A 19,103-nucleotide genomic window follows, 5' to 3' on the forward strand; every position below is an offset into this window, starting at 1 on the left:
TCTTATTAAACATTTTGTATATATTATTAGGCAATTTGGACTTTACAAGCCCACATAATATATAAAATTATATTTTTCACCTTACTAAGATTTTGCATTTTAAAAGGGCCAGCAAAAATAGCTGACCCCGATTATCGTATAAATTATAATTAGTCTCTAGGGTGCCTCTAAACCTAGGCTGTTTTAAAAAGTAACTCTAAACTTAGGCTGTTTTAAAAAACTTCTCCAACTTCTTGTATATAGGAAGTGTTAATAAAGAAATTAGGATACCCTTTATTAAATTGAATGGTGCGATAAACCATAGAACGAAAGACAATAAGTCGTTAACTCTAGGATTAACTGCCTTACCCATTCCTATTATAGCTTCCATACCCATGAACTTTCCATAGAAAGGCAACATTACAAAGTAGTTCATAACTGACCCTATAAATGTCATCATTATTGTAGCTGCGATAAATCCTATAACTATGCCCTTTATATTCTTCGTGTTAGCATATATTGTAGATGCTGTCACCACAAAGGCTCCTCCAACTACCACATTAGCCAACTCTCCTACTCCGCCAGTAGATGTCGCAGTGATAAAATGTAGGAAATTCTTAACTCCCTCAACTGCAAATCCAGCGACCGGTCCCATGGCAAAGCCTGCTATAAGGGCTGGTATATCAGATATATCGATCTTCAAAAAACTTGGGAACAAGCCCGGTATAGGCATCTCCACAAACATTAACACAAATGCTATAGCCGACAATAGGGAAACCTTTACCAGCTTCTTTGTTGATGTTCTCTTACTAACTGCACTACTTACTCTTTCCATTATTTTCCTCCTAATTAGTTCAGGGGTCAAAAAAATCCCGAAACCTATGGCCTCGGGACTGACTAACTAAATTAGTAATTTCTTCTCTCATCCAGACTTTACTGTCGGCTTTGGAATCTCACCAAATCATACCACTAGTGGCTCGCGGGCTATACCGCCGGTAGGGAATCTCACCCACCCCCGAAGATTTATATTTGTTTTACAACTCTATTATAGTAATTTTATCAAATATTGTCAATGTTTGATGAAAATATTTTTCTTTTTGTAAATTCGAACCCTATCAAAAATATTAAGGCTAGTAGGCTAATCACATAAGCCAAGCTTTGACCGGGTCTATGATAGTCTATGGATACAAAATTGTTGCCACTAGGTAGCTTTACAGCCATAAATCCTATATTCGCCCTGTATACTTTAGCACTTGTCCCATTGACTTTTATATCAAATCCCTTACTGTATGGTATTGATATAAATAATAACCTATCCTTGTCACAGTTAATTTGTCCTGTAATTTTATCACCCTTTATATTGAGGTCAACAAGGTGTTCTCTTGAGGGCTGAGTAAAATCATCCTTGATTTTACCCGTATCGACAAGTATATAGTCTATATTTTTCGAGTCAATATTGCAATCTGCAAGAAGTCTATAGGATAAATTATAGTCTCCCTTTTTCAAGTGTCCAAGATTTACAGTCAATCCCTTTTCTCCGGTATACCATTTCGATGACTTGTCCGTTATAAATGTAGTGTTTACTTTTTGGATGCTGTCTTGACCTAAACTGCTGACAAGGCTTGTAAACCTATTATTTTTACAAAATATACTCGGGTTCTTGATTATAGCATACAACTCACCCTCATTAGGAATATTTATCCTAGTGCCTATATTTAGGCTTTGGTCTTGTTCCCTTTCAAGCCTGTAGGGTCCATTCTCAACTTTTACTATATTTCTCTTATCCAAGTAGTCATTTACTTTTACCAATCTCTTTATGCCGTCTATTTTTTCTTCCAACAAACACGCACCTAGAAGAAAGGACTGCCTTTCGATTGGGTTCATTGTGTCTAGTTCATCCTTACATACATACTTGTCATAGGTAAACCCGAATGGTATATAGTTATGATTCTGGTATACTCCACTGATGTCCGTATTATTAAATTCAAGGGGTACGTTGTCCGTTCCATAATGATATTTTACTGATAGTAGGCCATCTACTAAAGACCTTGAATCCATACCAGTAACACTATTTATTGGTGATGCCTTAGAATTTTCATAATAACGGTTGAAGCTAGAGTAGTTATAATTTTGTATGCTATAATAACCAGAAACAGATGGATAAGAGAATATATCTGAAAAATTAGCATCCCGGTGGGCACCTGTCTCAACTCTTTCCATACCACTTGAAGTGATATTTGACAGCATTTTTATATTATAGTTATTGTCTATCCTGTCAACGTATTCTTTTTCTATGAGATGTTTGCCGCTTGAGATATAGTCTGTATATATGACCACATTAGTTGTCATAAGCAGAAAAGCCACAGATATCATAGCTATATTTCTATACTTAAATTTTTTCAACCATGATAGAACTATAAAAATACCCGCTCCTACTAGAGGGCCTATACTGCCCCTTATCCCTAATTGGTCACTGCCTACGCTTTTGTACACTATAAAAATATAGGCCAAAATAAATACCATAGCACCAAGCCTTTTTTTATCTGACATCTTTAATATATTATCGTATTGGTCAACAAAAATATATGCAAGTAGTAGGTCTATAGCAAATACCCACCTATATGTTGGATAAGAAAATCCATTCATCATAGATTGAAGCTTGGGGCAAACTACAAACAAGCCAGCTATTACTAATAGGCTTATATTTTTCTTTTTTTTGCTTGCAATGGTGCTATATATTCCAAGTATTACAAGACCACTAATGCCTAGGTAAACATCACTCTCAAGGTCTGGAACTGAGGATATATGCAATAGAAAATCTCTAACTTGCTCAAGACCTATAAATAGGTTTATAGGCTCTTTTTTACCTATGAACCTATAGCTATCTACATAGCCCAATATAAGTGGAAATATGACATATGCTGATAAGAGTAATCCTAATAAAAAACCTCCAATACCTCTTTTAAAGGCTCTCATAGCTTCCTTACTACCCAAGTCCTTTTTTACAAAGACTAGAGAAGTAACTGCATATATAAATCCAACCACAAGAATCATATAGGCAAAATAAAAATTGATGACTATAGTAGAAAATACACTTATCACAAAGGCAAGTGTCTTTCCATCCCTAATCAATATATCTATGGAGGCTATCAGTAGTGGTAAGAGTATCATAGGGTTAATAAAGTAGGGATGCATAAATCCCACAGTCAAACAATAACCACAAAATACATATATATAGGCCCCCACTATAGATGCTGCCTTATTTTTCTTAAACCTGTTGGCCATAAGTATAAAGCCAATGCCAGCCAGATACATCCTGAAAAACAGGAGAAAGGCATATAGTTTCTGGTGGTTATAAATCTTTCTAAGACCTGTAAGCACACTTATAGGATCATTTAATCCATAATAATGGTAAGTGGTAAGTATATCCTGGCCCAAGGCTAGCTTATAATTTATCTCACTAAAGACAGATGTCTTAAGGTGGATTATATCATAAAAGAAGTTCGCCAAATACTGCTGGCTAGCATAGTGCTGTACAAGAGCATCCCCATTATATATTGCCGTCAACCCATTTTGATCCAAACTATTTTTTATTATCCATGCCAATATTAAAAAACCTACTGTATATACTAAAAATTGAACTGCATATTCTTTGTAGATAGTCTTTATATTATTGACAATATTGCTAGTTATTTTATCTAACATAAGATCTACTCCGACTTTTCTTTTTCAATATATATAGGTCTATTCTTGACTTCTAAGTATGTCCTTGAAAGGTACTGCCCCAATATACCTATAGTCAGTAGCTGTATGCCTCCAAGCAAAAATATCGAGCATATTATAGTCGGGAAACCTTCTACAACTTCTCCAAATATAAGTGTCTTGAATACAAATATAAGCAATATTAAAAATGCCACCAAAAATGATATAATACCTAGAAAACTAGATATCATAAGTGGAGTCGTAGAAAATGCGACTATTCCTTCTATGGAATACTTAAATAAGGACTTGATACTCCACTTGCTGGTCCCAAGTTCCCTATCGACATTTTCATATTCTATCTCTGTACACTTATATCCTACCCAACTAAAAATTCCCTTTGTAAACCTATTGATTTCACTCAGCATCAAGACAGAATCTACAAACTGCCTAGTCATCATCCTGTAATCGGTGGCATTTTTCTTTATTTCCGTGTCAGACATTGCATTTATAAGTCTGTAAAAGCAAGTCGAAAAGAAGCTCCTACAAATAGCCTCTCCACGCCTGTCCTTCCTAATTGCTCCAACACTGTCATAGCCTTCTTCTATTATTTTATAGGCCATCTCGTGCATTATCTTTGGTGGATGCTGCAAGTCTGCGTCCATCAGTACAACAAGGTCTCCCTTACTTGTCCTAAGACCTGCATATATACCTGCTTCCTTACCAAAATTTCTTGAAAATGATATAAACCTTACATTTTTGTCCTTAGTCCTGAGAGCTTTGATAATACTTAGGGTACTATCTCTTGATCCGTCGTCTATAAATATTAACTCGTATTCATCAAAGACCTTATTAGCGTCTATCTCCTTACGTAAAACAGAGTATAGGTGCATCAATGTATCTTCTTCATTAAAACATGGTACTACAATTGACAATAACAATTATTCCTCCCCCTCCCGCATAGTCTGAGGTATTCAAAATATAATATAATTTTAACATATTTAAAAGGTTTTTAATATACTTACAATTACATCTTTGAGTTATTTTAAATATTTTTATGGTAAAAAGTAAGAATAAAACTACTCCTTCAGAATCTACTGTTTTACATTCTTCATTGAAAGAGACACCTTGCCCCTCTCCTTATCTATTCCTATGACCTTGACCTTGACAATATCTCCAACTGTCAGAAGGTCTGAAGGGTTCTTGACCCTCTTGTTTGATATCTGAGATATATGTACTAGTCCATCATTTTTAATGCCTATATCGACAAAGGCACCAAAGTCGACTACATTTCTCACTGTTCCTGTTAGTTCCATATCTTCCTCAAGGTCTTCAAGGCTCATGACATCCTTCCTAAGTACTGGCTTCACGCCTGAATCCCTGATATCCCTACCCGGTTTTTTTATTTCTTCTATGATGTCTTTTAGAGTAGCTTCTCCAAGTCCTGAATCTTGACACAGTTTTACTAGGCCATAAGACTTAAGTCTCTTGTCTATATCTCCTAGCCCATTTGAGCTTATATCATCCAGGCTATATCCCAAAAGATCTAGTATATTCATACAGGCCTTATATGACTCTGGATGAACACCTGTATTATCTAGTGGATTCTTGGCATTAGTTATTCTGATAAAGCCCGCAGCCTGTTTAAATGCCGCTGGTCCCAATCTCTTTACCTTCTTTAGGTCCTCTCTATTCTCAAATTCACCATTTTCATCCCTATAGGCTACTATATTCTTGGCTATGGATTTAGAAATACCAGATACGTGTTCAAGAAGTGAATATGAGGCTGAGTTTAGGTCTACACCTATCTTGTTTACAGAGTCCTCAACTACCCCATCAAGGACCTCATTCAACCTTTTTTCGTTGACATCATGCTGGTACTGGCCTACACCTATACTCTTTGGGTCTATCTTGACCAACTCTGCCATAGGATCTTGCAACCTTCTAGCTATTGATATAGCACCTCTTATAGATACGTTTATATCCGGATGCTCTTCATTTGCTAGCTCTGATGCTGAATAAACTGAGGCACCCGCTTCATTTACTATGACATATGAGACTGGCCTATTTATTTCTTTTAACATATCTGATACAAACATCTCAGACTCCCTAGATGCAGTTCCATTACCTATAGATATTATATCTACCTTGTGTTTATCTATCATTTTTTTCAATGTTTTTTTGGCTTCTTCAACCTTGTTATGTGGCTTTGTTGGATAAATTGTAGTATAGTCTACCAACTTTCCATTTTTGTCCACAACAGCTATCTTGCAGCCAGTCCTGTAGGCAGGGTCAAAGCCCATAACAGACACATCCTTTATAGGTGGCTGAAGCAGTAGGCCATTTAGGTTTTTACCAAATACCTGGATTGCCCTTTCTTGGCCAATGTCAGTCAGGTGGTTTCTAATCTCCCTTTCAATAGATGGGAATATTAGCCTCTTGTAGGCATCTTGGGCTATTTCAAGGATTATACCGTCATTTCCCTCATTTTGAAGAGACAGATAGGCTGACTTTACCCTCTCTATCATATTTTCGTCATCTAAAGACACCTTTACAGACAAGAACCCTTCTTTCTCCCCCCTGTTTATAGCCAATATCCTGTGGGGAAGTACATCTCTTACAGGCTCACTATAGTCATAATATATCCTGTATACAGAGTCCTCCTCTCCCTTTGCCTTTGATATTAGAAGTCCTCTTTTAAGGGCTTCTTCCCTGATCATTTTTCTTATCTGGGCATCATCACTCATAATTTCTGCTATTATATCCTTGGCTCCGGCTATGGCAGTGTCTATATCTTCCACATCTTTTTCCTTATTTACAAAGGCCTGTGCCTCTTTTTCTAGGTTTATGTTTTTTGACAAGAGTATCATATTGGCTAGGTTTTCTAAACCCCTTTCCCTAGCTACAGTCGCCCTAGTCCTCTTTTTCTGCTTGTATGGAGCATATATATCCTCTGCTTCTTGAAGGGTCATGGCTTTTTCAAGAGATTTTTCTATATCCTCTGTTAATTTGCCCTGTTCTTCAATCAATCTTTTTATATCTTCTTTTCTAGCATCCAGGTTTCTAAGATATTCCAGCCTGTGGTTTAAGTCACGCAGTTGGATATCTGTCATCTCTCCTGTTACATCTTTTCTATACCTAGCTATAAATGGTATTGTATTTCCTTGGTCTATCAGGTCAATAGCACTGACTACCTGATTTTTTCTTAGGCCTAGTTCTGAGACTAGGATATCTACTATATTCATATTACATCCCTATCTTCTATAAGTTTTGTTTCTTGAGGTATTCAAACATAAAATCGTCTAAGCTACCGTCCATAACGGCGTCTACATTTGTATTTTCCTTGTTGGTCCTATGGTCCTTGACCAACTTGTAGGGTTGAAATACATATGACCTTATCTGGCTACCCCAAGATATCTGTGTATATTTGCCTTGTAGGTCCTCTATTTTTTCTTTGTTTTCTTCTTCCTTTATCTGAATCAACTTGGATATTAGCATCTTCATAGCCACATCCTTGTTAATCCTCTGGCTCCTCTCATTTTGGCACTGAACTACTATTCCTGTTGGTAGGTGGGTAATCCTAACAGCTGAGTCAGTCGTGTTTACGTGCTGACCTCCAGCCCCTGATGACCTGTAGGTATCTATCTTCAGGTCATTTGGATTTATATTTATATCTGAATCATCTTCTATCTCAGGTAGTACGTCAACTGAAGCAAATGATGTGTGCCTCTTGCCCGAAGAATCAAATGGAGATATTCTAACCAGGCGGTGGACTCCCTTTTCAGACTTTAAGTATCCATAGGCGTTTACACCACTGACCATAAGACTGGCTGTCTTTATGCCTGCCTCTGGGTCCGATATTATATCCAAGAGCTTGACTTTTAGACCTCTGCCCTCAGACCACCTAATATACATCCTCAACAACATCTGGGCCCAATCCTGAGCATCAAGCCCTCCTGTGCCTGAATTTATAGACAAGATGGCATTGTTGGAGTCATATTCTCCACTGAACAATAGCTCCATTGTCGTATTCACTATCTTTTCATTTACATCGCTGATATAGGCCACCAACTGGTCCTCTATCGTCTTGTCCTCCTCTGAATCACTAGTCTCTTCTGCCATCTCTATTAATACGGATATATCTTCTAACTGGCCGACCAAAGAATCATAGTCCTCTATCTTAGACGTGAGTTGCTTGTTTTCCTGTAGTATCCTATTGGCATGGTCGCTATCCTCCCAAAAGCCCTGGTCTTCCATACTGGCATTTATATCTGCTTGTCTAGTCTTTAGGCTATCCAAGTCAAAGAGAAACACCTAACTCTCTTACTTTTGAAGTCAATTCTTCATATTCTGACTTATAATCCTGTAAATTAATCATCAGCATACCTCCTCGTATCTTTTACAATTATTATCGGCACTTACCAATAATATGATAAATTAAAAATATGCCACCTAATAATAGGCGGCATATTTTTATATATCTTACTTATCTTCCGCAACAGTTCTTATATTTCTTACCTGAACCGCATGGGCAAGGATCATTTCTTCCAACGCGTGGTTTGTCATTTACCTGTGTTATTGGAGCGTGTTCTTTTCCTTCTGTATCAGGTGATTCTAAATTATCAACATCTACTACAGCCTTTCTCTCAACAGGAACTTCGACCTGTATATTGAATAGGTAGGCAACAGTATCCTCTCTGATAAGCTTGTTCATGTCGTCAAACATCTCGAAACCTTCCATCTTGTAGGCTATTACTGGGTCTATCTGACCTATAGCCCTAAGACCTATACCCTGACGTAACTGGTCCATAGCATCTATGTGGTCAATCCAATGGTTGTCAACAGACTGAAGAAGTATGATTCTTTCAACTTCTCTCATTCTCTCAGAACCTATGAACTCTTCTTTTTCATTGTATATGGCCATCATCTTGTCATATGTAGCCTCTATAGCATCCTGTGGTAGAAGTCCTGAGTAGTCTATATCGTCAATCTGTCCACCTGGAACAAACTTGTGGTATAGGTGGCCCTTAAAACTCTCTACATCCAATGTTCCCTTTTCATCTGTATAAAGGTTGGCTGCATCTGCAATTACATCCTTCATCATATCTTGAATCTGGTCTTGTAGGTTTTCTCCTGATAAAACTCTCTTTCTCTCTGTGTAGATTATTTCTCTTTGCTTGTTCATTACATCATCGTATTCAAGAACGTGCTTTCTAATACCGAAGTTCTTTCCTTCAACCTTCTTCTGAGCATTTTCTATAGACTTTGTAAGCATCCTATGTTCTATTGGAGTCTCGTCATCCATGCCTAGTTTACCTAGTAGTCCCTGGACTTTTTCACTACCAAACAACCTCATAAGATCGTCATCAAGCCCTATATAGAATCTTGATGCACCTGGGTCACCCTGACGACCAGCACGACCTCTTAACTGGTTATCTATACGTCTAGACTCATGTCTTTCTGTACCTATGATACAAAGACCACCAGCCTTGATTACTTCTTCCTGTTCCTTGTCTGTTATCTTCTTGAAGTCTTCATATAGCTTCTTGTAAGTGCTTCTAGCTGCATCGTACTCTTCATTTTCTTCTACACCGGCAATTTCATTGGCATTGTTAACCCTGTTGATCATCTCGTCAGTGAAGTTTAGCCTCTTCATTTCTCTTAGGGCCATAAATGCTGGAGACCCACCTAGTAGAATGTCTGTACCTCTACCTGCCATATTTGTAGCTATAGTCACTGCTCCTAGTCTACCTGCCTGGGCTATTATCTCAGCCTCTTTTTCATGGTACTTGGCATTTAGGACTTCATGAGCTATACCTCTTTCAGTAAGGATCTCAGATAGTAATTCTGATTTTTCTATTGATACAGTACCAACTAGAACTGGCTGGTTCTTGGCATGTCTTTCTTCTATATCCCTAGCCACAGCATGGAACTTGGCCATCTGGTTGGCATATACTGAATCTGCTAGGTCCTCTCTTATTGTAGGCTTGTTTGTAGGAACCTGGAATACGTCCATCTTGTAGATTGACTTGAATTCTTCCTCTTCAGTCTTAGCTGTACCAGTCATTCCTGATAGCTTGCTGTACATTCTAAAGTAGTTCTGGAATGTTATAGTAGCAAGAGTCTTAGACTCCCTCTGGATTGTAAGACCTTCCTTGGCTTCTATAGCCTGGTGTAGTCCATCTGAATACCTTCTACCAAACATCAGACGTCCTGTAAATTCGTCAACTATGATGATTTCGTCATCCTTAGCAACATAGTCAACGTCCTTTTTCATTATTACATGGGCCTTTAGGGCCTGATTTATATGGTGATAAAGTTCAGTATGCTCTAAAGTTGTTATATTTTCAACGTTGAAGTATACTTCAGCCTTCTTTATACCAGACTCTGTAAGCGATACTGCCTTGTCCTTTTCTTCCTTTTCATAGTCGTCTTCATCCAAAGTCATGATAAATACATTGGCATCTGAGTATAGGTGAGTAGACTTGTCCCCAGGTCCTGATATGATAAGAGGAGTTCTAGCTTCATCGACTAGGATTGAATCGACCTCATCGACTATAGCATAGTTAAGTCCTCTTTGAACCATCTGTTCTTCATGGATTACCATATTGTCCTTTAGATAGTCAAATCCGTACTCATTGTTTGTACCATATGTGATATCACATTCATACTGTTTCTTCCTAACCTGTGGGTTCTGGCCATGAACTATTACACCTACACTTAAGCCCAAAAATTCATATACTTTGGCCATCTGATCACGGTCACGCTTTGCTAGGTAATCATTGACTGTAACCACGTGAACACCCTTTCCTTCAAGAGCATTTAAATACACTGGACAAGTTGCAACAAGCGTCTTACCTTCACCAGTCTTCATCTCTGCTATACGACCCTGATGTAGGACCATACCACCTATCAACTGAACCCTGAAGTGTCTCATTCCAAGTATTCTAGTAGAAGCCTCTCTTACAACAGCGAATGCATCTACAAGTATATCATCAAGAGTTTCTCCATTTGCTAGTCTTTCTTTAAAAATAGGAGTCATGCCCTGAAGTTCTTCGTCTGTCATAGCCTTATACTTGTCTCCAACAGCGTCTATCTTATCGACTATCTTGTTAAATTCTTTTAAATCTTTTCTATCGGCCATGTTAAATAGCCCGTCTAAAAAGCCCATATTTTAATCTCCTTTTATTTATTTTTCTTTATTAACATCTTAATTTATCTATAAAATTCAGTTAACACAATAAAATTGCACATATATTATCTATTTTAACACAAATATATTTTTTTGAATATACCTAATACTTGATATAACAATAAAATTTCTCACTAATTACTAGTATAACATACAAAGCTAATGAAAATATTAACTGTAGAAATAAAAAAGCCCCCAAAAAAATTTGGAGACCTTATTTTTATTTGGCTGACCTGATCTTTGACCCCACACTCGCCTGCTGGAACTTTCGCTTCGGGGTTACCTCACTACTAGCCCTCTCGATTTTGTATCGGCAGGTCTTACTTCTAAGCCGCGCCATGCTCACTCTTCCATTTTTAGAAGTAGCTTACGTGGATCCCTTTGCCCGCGACTGGCTTGGACTTGCAACCACAGACCCAAATACTTTTATATCATATATTTATTTTCAGCAAATGTCAATATATTTTGCAAACTTACTGGTTGTACCTAAGTGCATTTGGAAGGAACCTACAACCCCAAGCACCTATAACGCCTGTTGTCTCTATTGCTAGACCATTTGGACCAGCTGAGTGGATTATCATCGGTCTACCACCGTTCCTACCTAGATAGATCATGGCGTGGTTGTATATATTTGAACCGCTGCTGCAATACAACAAGTCTCCACCGAACAGATTGTTCCAATTGCGTGGAACGTACTTAAATCCATACTGGTTGGCCATCTGGTATTGAAGCCTTACCATTATATATCCTCTCTCTGAGTTCAAATTCCTTATGATTTCAGGTCCTGGAATCAATACGCCAAACTCCTTATAGGCTGCATAAGGTAGCCCACAGCAGTATACACCCTGACCATTTTTTAGGTTTGTTCCTATCCACCTATATGGCAGGTAGTCATACTTAGCAGCAAAGTTGGCAACCTTCTGAGACTTAAATCTCTGGGCTGAATCAGACCTATTTATCCATTCATTATCTATCTTTATTTCGTTGTTTGTAGGCGCCGACCATCTCACATACTTGGCAGGTCTACCAGTCCTCTTAGCCCCTGTTCTTACAGCTCCATTATCAGCAAACCAGTAACAATGTGGTCCTGTTGTAAATACTCCGTTCCTATACATTTCATATGATTCAGGAGAGAAATATCTATTGGCACCGTCTATGTAATTCCATCCCCTAACCAATCCATTTGGCATTGTTGAATAGTATTTTTTACCAAACATAGAAATCCAACCATTTCTTATAGAACCATCACCTGCTAGGACATACTTTTTATTTCCTATCTTAACCATACCCTCAGTTTTTGAATTGTACTTTAGGTACTCACTAGTGGAATTGTTCTTAATGAAATTCTTTCCGCCTTCATTAACTATTGTATACTTTCCTAGAGATGCTATATCTCTGGCCGGATCCTCTGGTTCTACACCTTCAAGAGCAAGCTTTACTCTTTCATCTGATACAGCACCTTGACCACCTACTACAAATATTTCATCTGCATAAGAAGCCATATCCATTATTCTAGGATCCTTATGACGAGGGGCTAACACAACATCCGCTTCCCTAGCATTTGCAATGTTGACAGAGCTCAGTGCATCAGCAAAATTATCCCCACTTACCAAGACCATATTAGCAGCATCAGTCATTTGGGCAATTTTAGCAGAAGTATCATATCTATCTTTACCAGATATTCTTATACCCTCATTTATTGACACACTGTTTTCGCCACCGAATACATAATCAACACTAGCCTCTATATCACTTGAAATTTTGGTATCATCAGCTTCAACCAAGGCTAGACCTATCTCTTTTTCTTTTATAAATCTTGAAGCACTTAGGGCATCTGGATACATCCTACCATTGGCAACGCCTACATGATCATAACCAGCTTCTTTAAGGGTACTGATATTTGTCAAATACCTATTGCTTCCATAAAGCCTCTTAACTTCAACACCAGTCGGTTCAAGTCTCGATACAAAACTCTCTGGTATGGAGTTTTGACCACCTATTATGTAGACTTTTTTAAAGCCTCCATTAGATACATAGGATGACATATCTTCACTACCTCTAACTAAGACCAACTTGGCATCAAACCTGTTACAGATATTAACTGAACTTAGGGCATCTGCAAATTCATTACCACTGGCGAATACAAGTATTTCAGATTCCATATAATCTGCTGACTCCATAGATGTCCTGTATCTTTCTGGACCTGATACCCTTCTCGGTTGGTATTCTGCATAAGAAGGTCCAACTGTAGAAAGACCCATTAAAATGGACAAACCTATAGCTGACAATAGACTTACTTTTGTTTTTTTCTTAATCATAATTCCTCCTAAAATAAAGTATTTTACAAATATAAGTTCGGCTCAAATTTAACAATTGATAATGTTATATTTATAGTTTCATACTATCATATTATCACGCAAACTTTTTCACATCAATAGAAATATACGATTTTTCTTAATTCCTTATTTTAATTAGTAAATATCTCGAAAAAATATTATATACTTAATTTTTATCCATTAAAATTTAATTTTCATCCGTTAAGACTTAATTTTACAGCTCAATTCACTTTATACTAACTAATTATATCCTCTATAAATCACACCCAGTTAAATATCTTCATTTCAGAGTATAAATGCCATACATATAAAGGGACCTAGACCAACTCTTTCTTCAAGCTCACCGTATATAAAATAATTAATCACCAAATAGCTAGCTGCTAGCATATAGGAAAGGAAAAATACCACTGTAGTCGCATAATAACCCATATGCAGAGTAATAATAAAATATAGGTAGGGATCAGCTCCACCCATAGCCCCTTTTATTTTGCTTAAACTAAGGGTCAGTGCGAATATTATAAGACTTGAGATAAGATTTTCAGGGCAAGATCCCAAAACAAGATTAATCCATTCTCTACCATAGTATAAAACATAGTCTGTACCATACTTTATAAAATACTCAATAAGGTTTACTGTCCCAAAAGATATCCCTACTACAAGCTGGACTATCAACAAAAAACATAAGTCTATATCATATATGTACCTCCACCTAGAGTCCACCCATGATATTAAAAAAATTGGACCCAATAAATAAGCCTTGTAGGAGTTGCTCGGATTTTGCAAGTAGATATAGGTAAGTACTAGTATTTGCATAAAAAAAATCCCTATAAGTATCTTAAAATCAAAATCTATACCTTGGTCCTCATATACCTGCCCAAGCCTAAATATAGTGTATATACTAGAAAATATCGCTACCATATCCCTATACTTCCTCCCCCAACCTTTCTCCTGCAGTAATTAATATCCAAGCAGTTATTGATAAGATCACTTGAAGATATCTCACCATTTTTATAGAGACCTATCAAATCATCATCCATCATATTCATTTCTTTTGACTTACCTGTAGACATATAGTTGGGTATCTGGTTGGTCTTGCCCTCCCTGATCATATTGGCAACAGACTTGTCTACAAACAATATATCAAAACAAGGCTTTCTCCCCTTGATTGTCTGTACTAGGTTTTGGGATATTACAGCCTTCAAGACTAGGGCTAGGTTGCTTGCCACCTTGTCTCTTTCAGAAATACTAAACATATCCATTATCCTATCTATGCTCTGTGATGCGCCCATAGTATGTATTGTGGCTATGCACAAATGTCCCGTCTCAGACGCTCTAAGGGCTATCTTGAGGGTTTCTTCATCCCTTATTTCCCCTATTACAATCACATCAGGGTCCTGTCTAAGAGAGTTAACCAAGGCCCTATTAAATGACTGGGTATCTATCCCAACCTCTCTTTGACTTATTAGGGATTTTTTAGATTCAAACTCATACTCTATTGGGTCTTCTATGGTTATGATATGCTTTTGGTAGTTGATATTTATCTCCTCAACTATAGCTGCCATGCTGGTTGACTTTCCAGAACCTGTTGGTCCTGATATTATAACTAGTCCGGATTTCATTGCAGCAACTTTCTTAAAACAATTAGGTAATTCCATATCCTTTATAGTCTTTACATCCGCTACAATCTTTCTCATTACCAGACCTAACTTTCCCCTTGTAACAAACATATTGCACCTGTACCTCATAGGTGCAAGTTCCAAGGAAAAATCCACCTCATTTTCAGTTAGATTCTGTATGTATAACTCAAACCTCTGCCAACCTATCAGGTCCCTAAAGTCATCCCTATTTAATTTATAGTCATACCGCTTCAATCTACCCACTTCCCTGTAGTAAATGTCCGTCCCCTCTCTCAGGTGAAAGTCTGAAATATCCCTTTCTTGTAAGGCTTCCATGATTTTAACAACACACTTATCTTCCATACCGTACCACCCCTCAACAAATACTTGCCATAAACTTTAATTGCCACGTTAGTTCATAGACATGATATATAAAAAATTAACCCCCTGTAACATAATTTTATGCACAGAAGGTAATAAATTCCATTGAATATTTAATTTTAAAAACTATTCGCTATAATATAAATTTCTATATTCGCCAGAGTTGACTAATAAATCTTCATGTCTTCCCTCTACAACAACTCTACCATTATTCAACAAACTTCTCTCACCTATCTTTGTGTCCATACAATCCTTTAAGAAAAATCTTTTTAGGTTTCTATTTTTTTCTTTCATCCTTAATTATTTTCCCATCACTTATAGTTATAATCCTATCTGCTTGGTCTGCTATATTTTCATCATGTGTTATCATCACTAAGGTTTGATTTAGCTCGCTCACAGTGTTTGTCAATAAATCCATAACCTCTGTTGTTGTTTTACTGTCCAGATTCCCTGTTGGCTCATCTGCAAAAATTATCGATGGCTTGTTGGACAAGGCTCGTGCTATTGCAACTCTTTGTTGCTGTCCTCCAGACAATTCATTAGGGAATTTTTTGAGTTGGTCTTCTAGTCCGACCTTTTTTACTACACTCATAATATACTCTTTATCTTCTTTTTTGCCATCAAGTTGAACGGGCAATACAATATTATCGTATACATTTAATACTGGTATGAGGTTGAAACTCTGAAATATAAATCCAAACTCCTGCCTTCTGATTTTCGATAGTTCATCATCACTTAAACTGTATATGTCTCTATTATCAAATTTCACCTTGCCATGGGTTGGCCTGTCCAGTCCAGCTAGGCAGTGCAGTAGGGTACTTTTACCAGATCCACTAGTTCCCACTATTGCGGTGAATTTACCATTTTCTACGTCTAAGGATATACCATCAACTGCCTTCACTGTAGTCTCACTTTTACCATAATATTTTTTTATATCAATAAGTTCTAAATGCTTCATACATACACCTCTCCAAAAATTTACACTAATCATTTTTAGAATTTATTACAACATTCGTTGAAATAAGTTTTCTGCTTGAGTATCTTTGTATTACAAAGAATACTATGAAAACTGATATTAAAAACAATAATATTGTCGTCATTGGTAATACAAATTTTATATGTGTTACTCCCTTATAATACATGTCTAGATCATGTGTTTTTTTGTAGTAACCATATATTCTAAATACACCTAGTGCTACTGCAATTAATGAACTACTAACTACAAATACCATATTTTCTAAAAGTAAAATTTTACTAACCAACTTCTTATTTGCACCTAACATTCTTAATATACCGAAATCTTTTTCTTTTTTTGCTATTATTATCCTAATTGTGAATGTCAGCGAGAATAATAACAGAATTATGTAAAATGCTAGTCTAAGTTTTATTTTAGCAAAGTAGGTTTTATCTCTTAGTTCTTTTTCTTTTATCCTATTCATATCTCTATCTTTAATATCATACTTTGATGAAAATATGTCATTTACAATTTTTCTCTCTTTATCCGATTTTACATTAAATCTAACAGCACTTACATCATTTACATTTGTTATTTCTTTCAGCTTATTCAAATCAAAAACGAATTCTACATTTGTTTTATCTATTGCACTTGTCTGCTCTACAAAAGCCTTAGTATTCTTTATATCCAAAATTTTAACAGGAATGGTTTTGTACTTTTGAATCCCTTCTGAAATATACGGTATTTTCAAGGAAATATTCTCACCCTGTTTAATATTTTTAATAAACTCTTGATACTTATTTGTGCCATTATCATAATACAAATTATTATACAGTACATAGGCTACTTCATTGGACTTTATTTTTTTAATATCATCCATGCCCATAATTCCCATTTTTTCAAGTTCTTTTTCTCTAGTAGAGTCTATTCCTGTTATTGTGCAGTCAAACTCATACTCACCTTTCTTTTGTGATATAGCATTGTTAGAAAGATAAGATTCATTCACCAGCCCCACATCACAAACTAAATAACCATATATATTTAAATTTTGCGTAAGACCACTATAATTGTCAACTTGCTTTATATCATCCATACTTATTCCATTATTGACAGAGAAACCATCTTTTTTCACTAAAAAATTCCTTCCCAAATATTCCGACTCATAAATGTCATATTCACTACACTCCGTCGACAAAATTTTTTCCACTCCCACAACACTTATTATGCTACTTCCAATAATCACTATGATTATTATAGGTAATATATAGTTTGAGAAATTATTAATAAATCCTATTATGGATATCTTACTAGCGAAATCTTTAACTTTTATTTTAACGAGATTTGTATTCTTAGAACCTCTCCTTCCCTCATTTATTAATTCTAAAGCCTGAGTTTTTTTATAGCTTATAATTAAACTGACTAGATTAATGATAATCGGTGTAAAAACTACAAGTAATACTAATAATATGTCATTTTCATTAAAATATACCTTGTATGTATCAAGTGCTACATCGATAGCTGAGTCTGTAACATTAGTCCCACCTATCAATTTATATGTTGTTACATAACTAATGCACAAGCCGACTATCGTACTGATTAATCCTAAAATTAAATTTTCAAATATAAGTGCAGTACATACATCTTTAGAACTCGCCCCTAATGTTTTTAATAGACCTAAGTTTCTCAGCCTAGTATCATTTAATAGTCTAAACAAACTCGCAATCAATAAAATTGAAACGAAAATTAAAATATAATCGTCTCTACTCCTTGTTACTCCAATTATTGATTCATTTAATCTAGAAATCTCGAAATTCTGGACAACCTTCTGAGGATTTTCAGCTACATCAACCCCCAACTTTACACAATTGCCATACAGGTTATCTAGACCACTCTTGAGCTTTATCAACACCGTATAATTCACACTATTTTCTGGATATTTATCTGTATTATATAGCCAAAACATTGGCTGTTCCTCAACTCTATTTTTAGTCTTTATTTTAGACAATGCTCTTGTATATTCAGGATTTTTTTCAATAATTCCAACCACTCTGTACTTCTTTTTGGCTGAATATAACTCATTACTGTCATTTACCTTATAGGGTAAATTGTTTAATCCTCCAATATACTCTCCTAATTTTGTATCCTTTTCTTGTTTAATATATGTTTTATCTATTACTATCTCGTTATTTTTATTAGGATATCGACCACTTTTTAGAACATAGTTATTTTCACCTATTGCTTTTTCACTAAATCCCATTAATTTATATTCTACGCCCGAATTTTCACTTATAAAAAAACCAAATTTCTCATATTTAATGGATTCTGTGACATTTTCATTTTTCGCAATTAAGTCGGCTTCTTTACTGGTGGCATCATATGATGCCGCCGGATACCTTGGATAAACTTTTTCAACAACTTTCTTATAGTTTATAGACTGGCTCTTTGCCGTTACAAATGGTACAAATACGGTAAATACAGAAACAATTATTGTCAAGAATACCAAAGAATAGATTAACCAATTCTTCTTTATGAAATTGTATGTCACTTTAACATAAGCATTTTTTATCATATTTATCCTCCATTCTATTTTTGATAATTAGTTCTATTAGAGAGTTCACTCTTGTCACCTGGTGTAAAAATACTCCCTCCAAATGGATTTTTGTGTTAAAATTTTTATTTATTTCATCAACAAAAGCATCTACATTATGTTTTACTTTTAACATATTATCCCCTCAAAAATAGCACGTCATATTTAATGCGAATATTATAAATATTCTTTATTTCATTCTACAAAAAATTATACACTAAGTCAATATATATCATATTTTTAGTCTATTTAATAACATTTTTATACTTGTTAATAACATTTTTAATTAAGATATATTTCATTAAAATACAAGGTAAACTTAGACAATATATCGGGTTTATAACACCATAAGTATTTT

12 protein-coding genes and 1 riboswitch are annotated in these 19,103 nt (G+C 35.8%); all 12 genes read right to left on the minus strand.

Going from position 1 to position 19,103, the window contains the following annotated elements:
• Window positions 1-202: 202 nt before the first annotated feature.
• The 12 genes from HMPREF0631_RS05810 to HMPREF0631_RS10020 all read right to left on the minus strand — a co-directional run bounded on the left by HMPREF0631_RS05810 (window position 203) and on the right by HMPREF0631_RS10020 (window position 18,881).
• Complete coding sequence (locus HMPREF0631_RS05810; protein ID WP_004167093.1) at window positions 203-814, minus strand: ECF transporter S component; 612 nt, start codon at window positions 812-814, stop codon at window positions 203-205.
• 75 nt (window positions 815-889) lie between these two features.
• Window positions 890-1,006: riboswitch (FMN riboswitch) on the minus strand.
• A gap of 32 nt (window positions 1,007-1,038) precedes the next feature.
• Window positions 1,039-3,684, minus strand: a complete 2,646-nt coding sequence (locus HMPREF0631_RS05815) for a YfhO family protein (RefSeq protein ID WP_004167136.1) — start codon at window positions 3,682-3,684, stop codon at window positions 1,039-1,041.
• 5 nt (window positions 3,685-3,689) lie between these two features.
• Window positions 3,690-4,613, minus strand: a complete 924-nt coding sequence (locus HMPREF0631_RS05820) for a glycosyltransferase family 2 protein (protein ID WP_330360457.1) — start codon at window positions 4,611-4,613, stop codon at window positions 3,690-3,692.
• 159 nt (window positions 4,614-4,772) lie between these two features.
• On the minus strand, window positions 4,773-6,923 hold the full coding sequence (locus HMPREF0631_RS05825; protein WP_002846629.1) for a Tex family protein: 2,151 nt from the start codon (window positions 6,921-6,923) through the stop codon (window positions 4,773-4,775).
• 16 nt (window positions 6,924-6,939) lie between these two features.
• A protein-coding gene (gene prfB, locus HMPREF0631_RS05830; RefSeq protein WP_100068881.1) for a peptide chain release factor 2 occupies window positions 6,940-8,056 on the minus strand; the annotation gives its coding sequence in 2 pieces (ribosomal slippage) (window positions 6,940-7,980 and window positions 7,982-8,056; 1,116 coding nt in all).
• A 108-nt stretch (window positions 8,057-8,164) separates the two neighbouring features.
• Window positions 8,165-10,849 carry a preprotein translocase subunit SecA gene (secA, locus tag HMPREF0631_RS05835; RefSeq protein ID WP_004167123.1) on the minus strand — a complete coding sequence of 895 codons (2,685 nt, stop codon included), beginning with the start codon at window positions 10,847-10,849 and terminating at the stop codon, window positions 8,165-8,167.
• Window positions 10,850-11,343: 494 nt separating this feature from the next.
• On the minus strand, window positions 11,344-13,188 hold the full coding sequence (locus HMPREF0631_RS05840; RefSeq protein WP_002846632.1) for a cell wall-binding repeat-containing protein: 1,845 nt from the start codon (window positions 13,186-13,188) through the stop codon (window positions 11,344-11,346).
• A gap of 303 nt (window positions 13,189-13,491) precedes the next feature.
• Window positions 13,492-14,124 carry an A24 family peptidase gene (locus tag HMPREF0631_RS05845; protein ID WP_002846633.1) on the minus strand — a complete coding sequence of 211 codons (633 nt, stop codon included), beginning with the start codon at window positions 14,122-14,124 and terminating at the stop codon, window positions 13,492-13,494.
• Window positions 14,118-15,185 carry a type IV pilus twitching motility protein PilT gene (locus HMPREF0631_RS05850; protein WP_004167127.1) on the minus strand — a complete coding sequence of 356 codons (1,068 nt, stop codon included), beginning with the start codon at window positions 15,183-15,185 and terminating at the stop codon, window positions 14,118-14,120. The genes HMPREF0631_RS05845 and HMPREF0631_RS05850 overlap by 7 nt, the downstream gene beginning before the upstream one ends.
• 295 nt (window positions 15,186-15,480) lie before the next feature.
• Window positions 15,481-16,161: an ABC transporter ATP-binding protein gene (locus HMPREF0631_RS05855; RefSeq protein WP_004167118.1), complete on the minus strand. Its 681-nt coding sequence runs from the start codon at window positions 16,159-16,161 to the stop codon at window positions 15,481-15,483.
• Window positions 16,162-16,186: 25 nt separating this feature from the next.
• Window positions 16,187-18,727 carry an FtsX-like permease family protein gene (locus HMPREF0631_RS05860; protein ID WP_004167108.1) on the minus strand — a complete coding sequence of 847 codons (2,541 nt, stop codon included), beginning with the start codon at window positions 18,725-18,727 and terminating at the stop codon, window positions 16,187-16,189.
• Window positions 18,705-18,881: a hypothetical protein gene (locus HMPREF0631_RS10020; protein ID WP_002846641.1), complete on the minus strand. Its 177-nt coding sequence runs from the start codon at window positions 18,879-18,881 to the stop codon at window positions 18,705-18,707. Before HMPREF0631_RS10020 ends, HMPREF0631_RS05860 begins: the two co-directional genes overlap by 23 nt.
• Window positions 18,882-19,103 lie beyond the last annotated feature (222 nt).

The organism is Peptostreptococcus anaerobius 653-L (assembly GCF_000178095.1).
GTDB classification, from domain to species: Bacteria; Bacillota; Clostridia; order Peptostreptococcales; family Peptostreptococcaceae; genus Peptostreptococcus; species Peptostreptococcus anaerobius.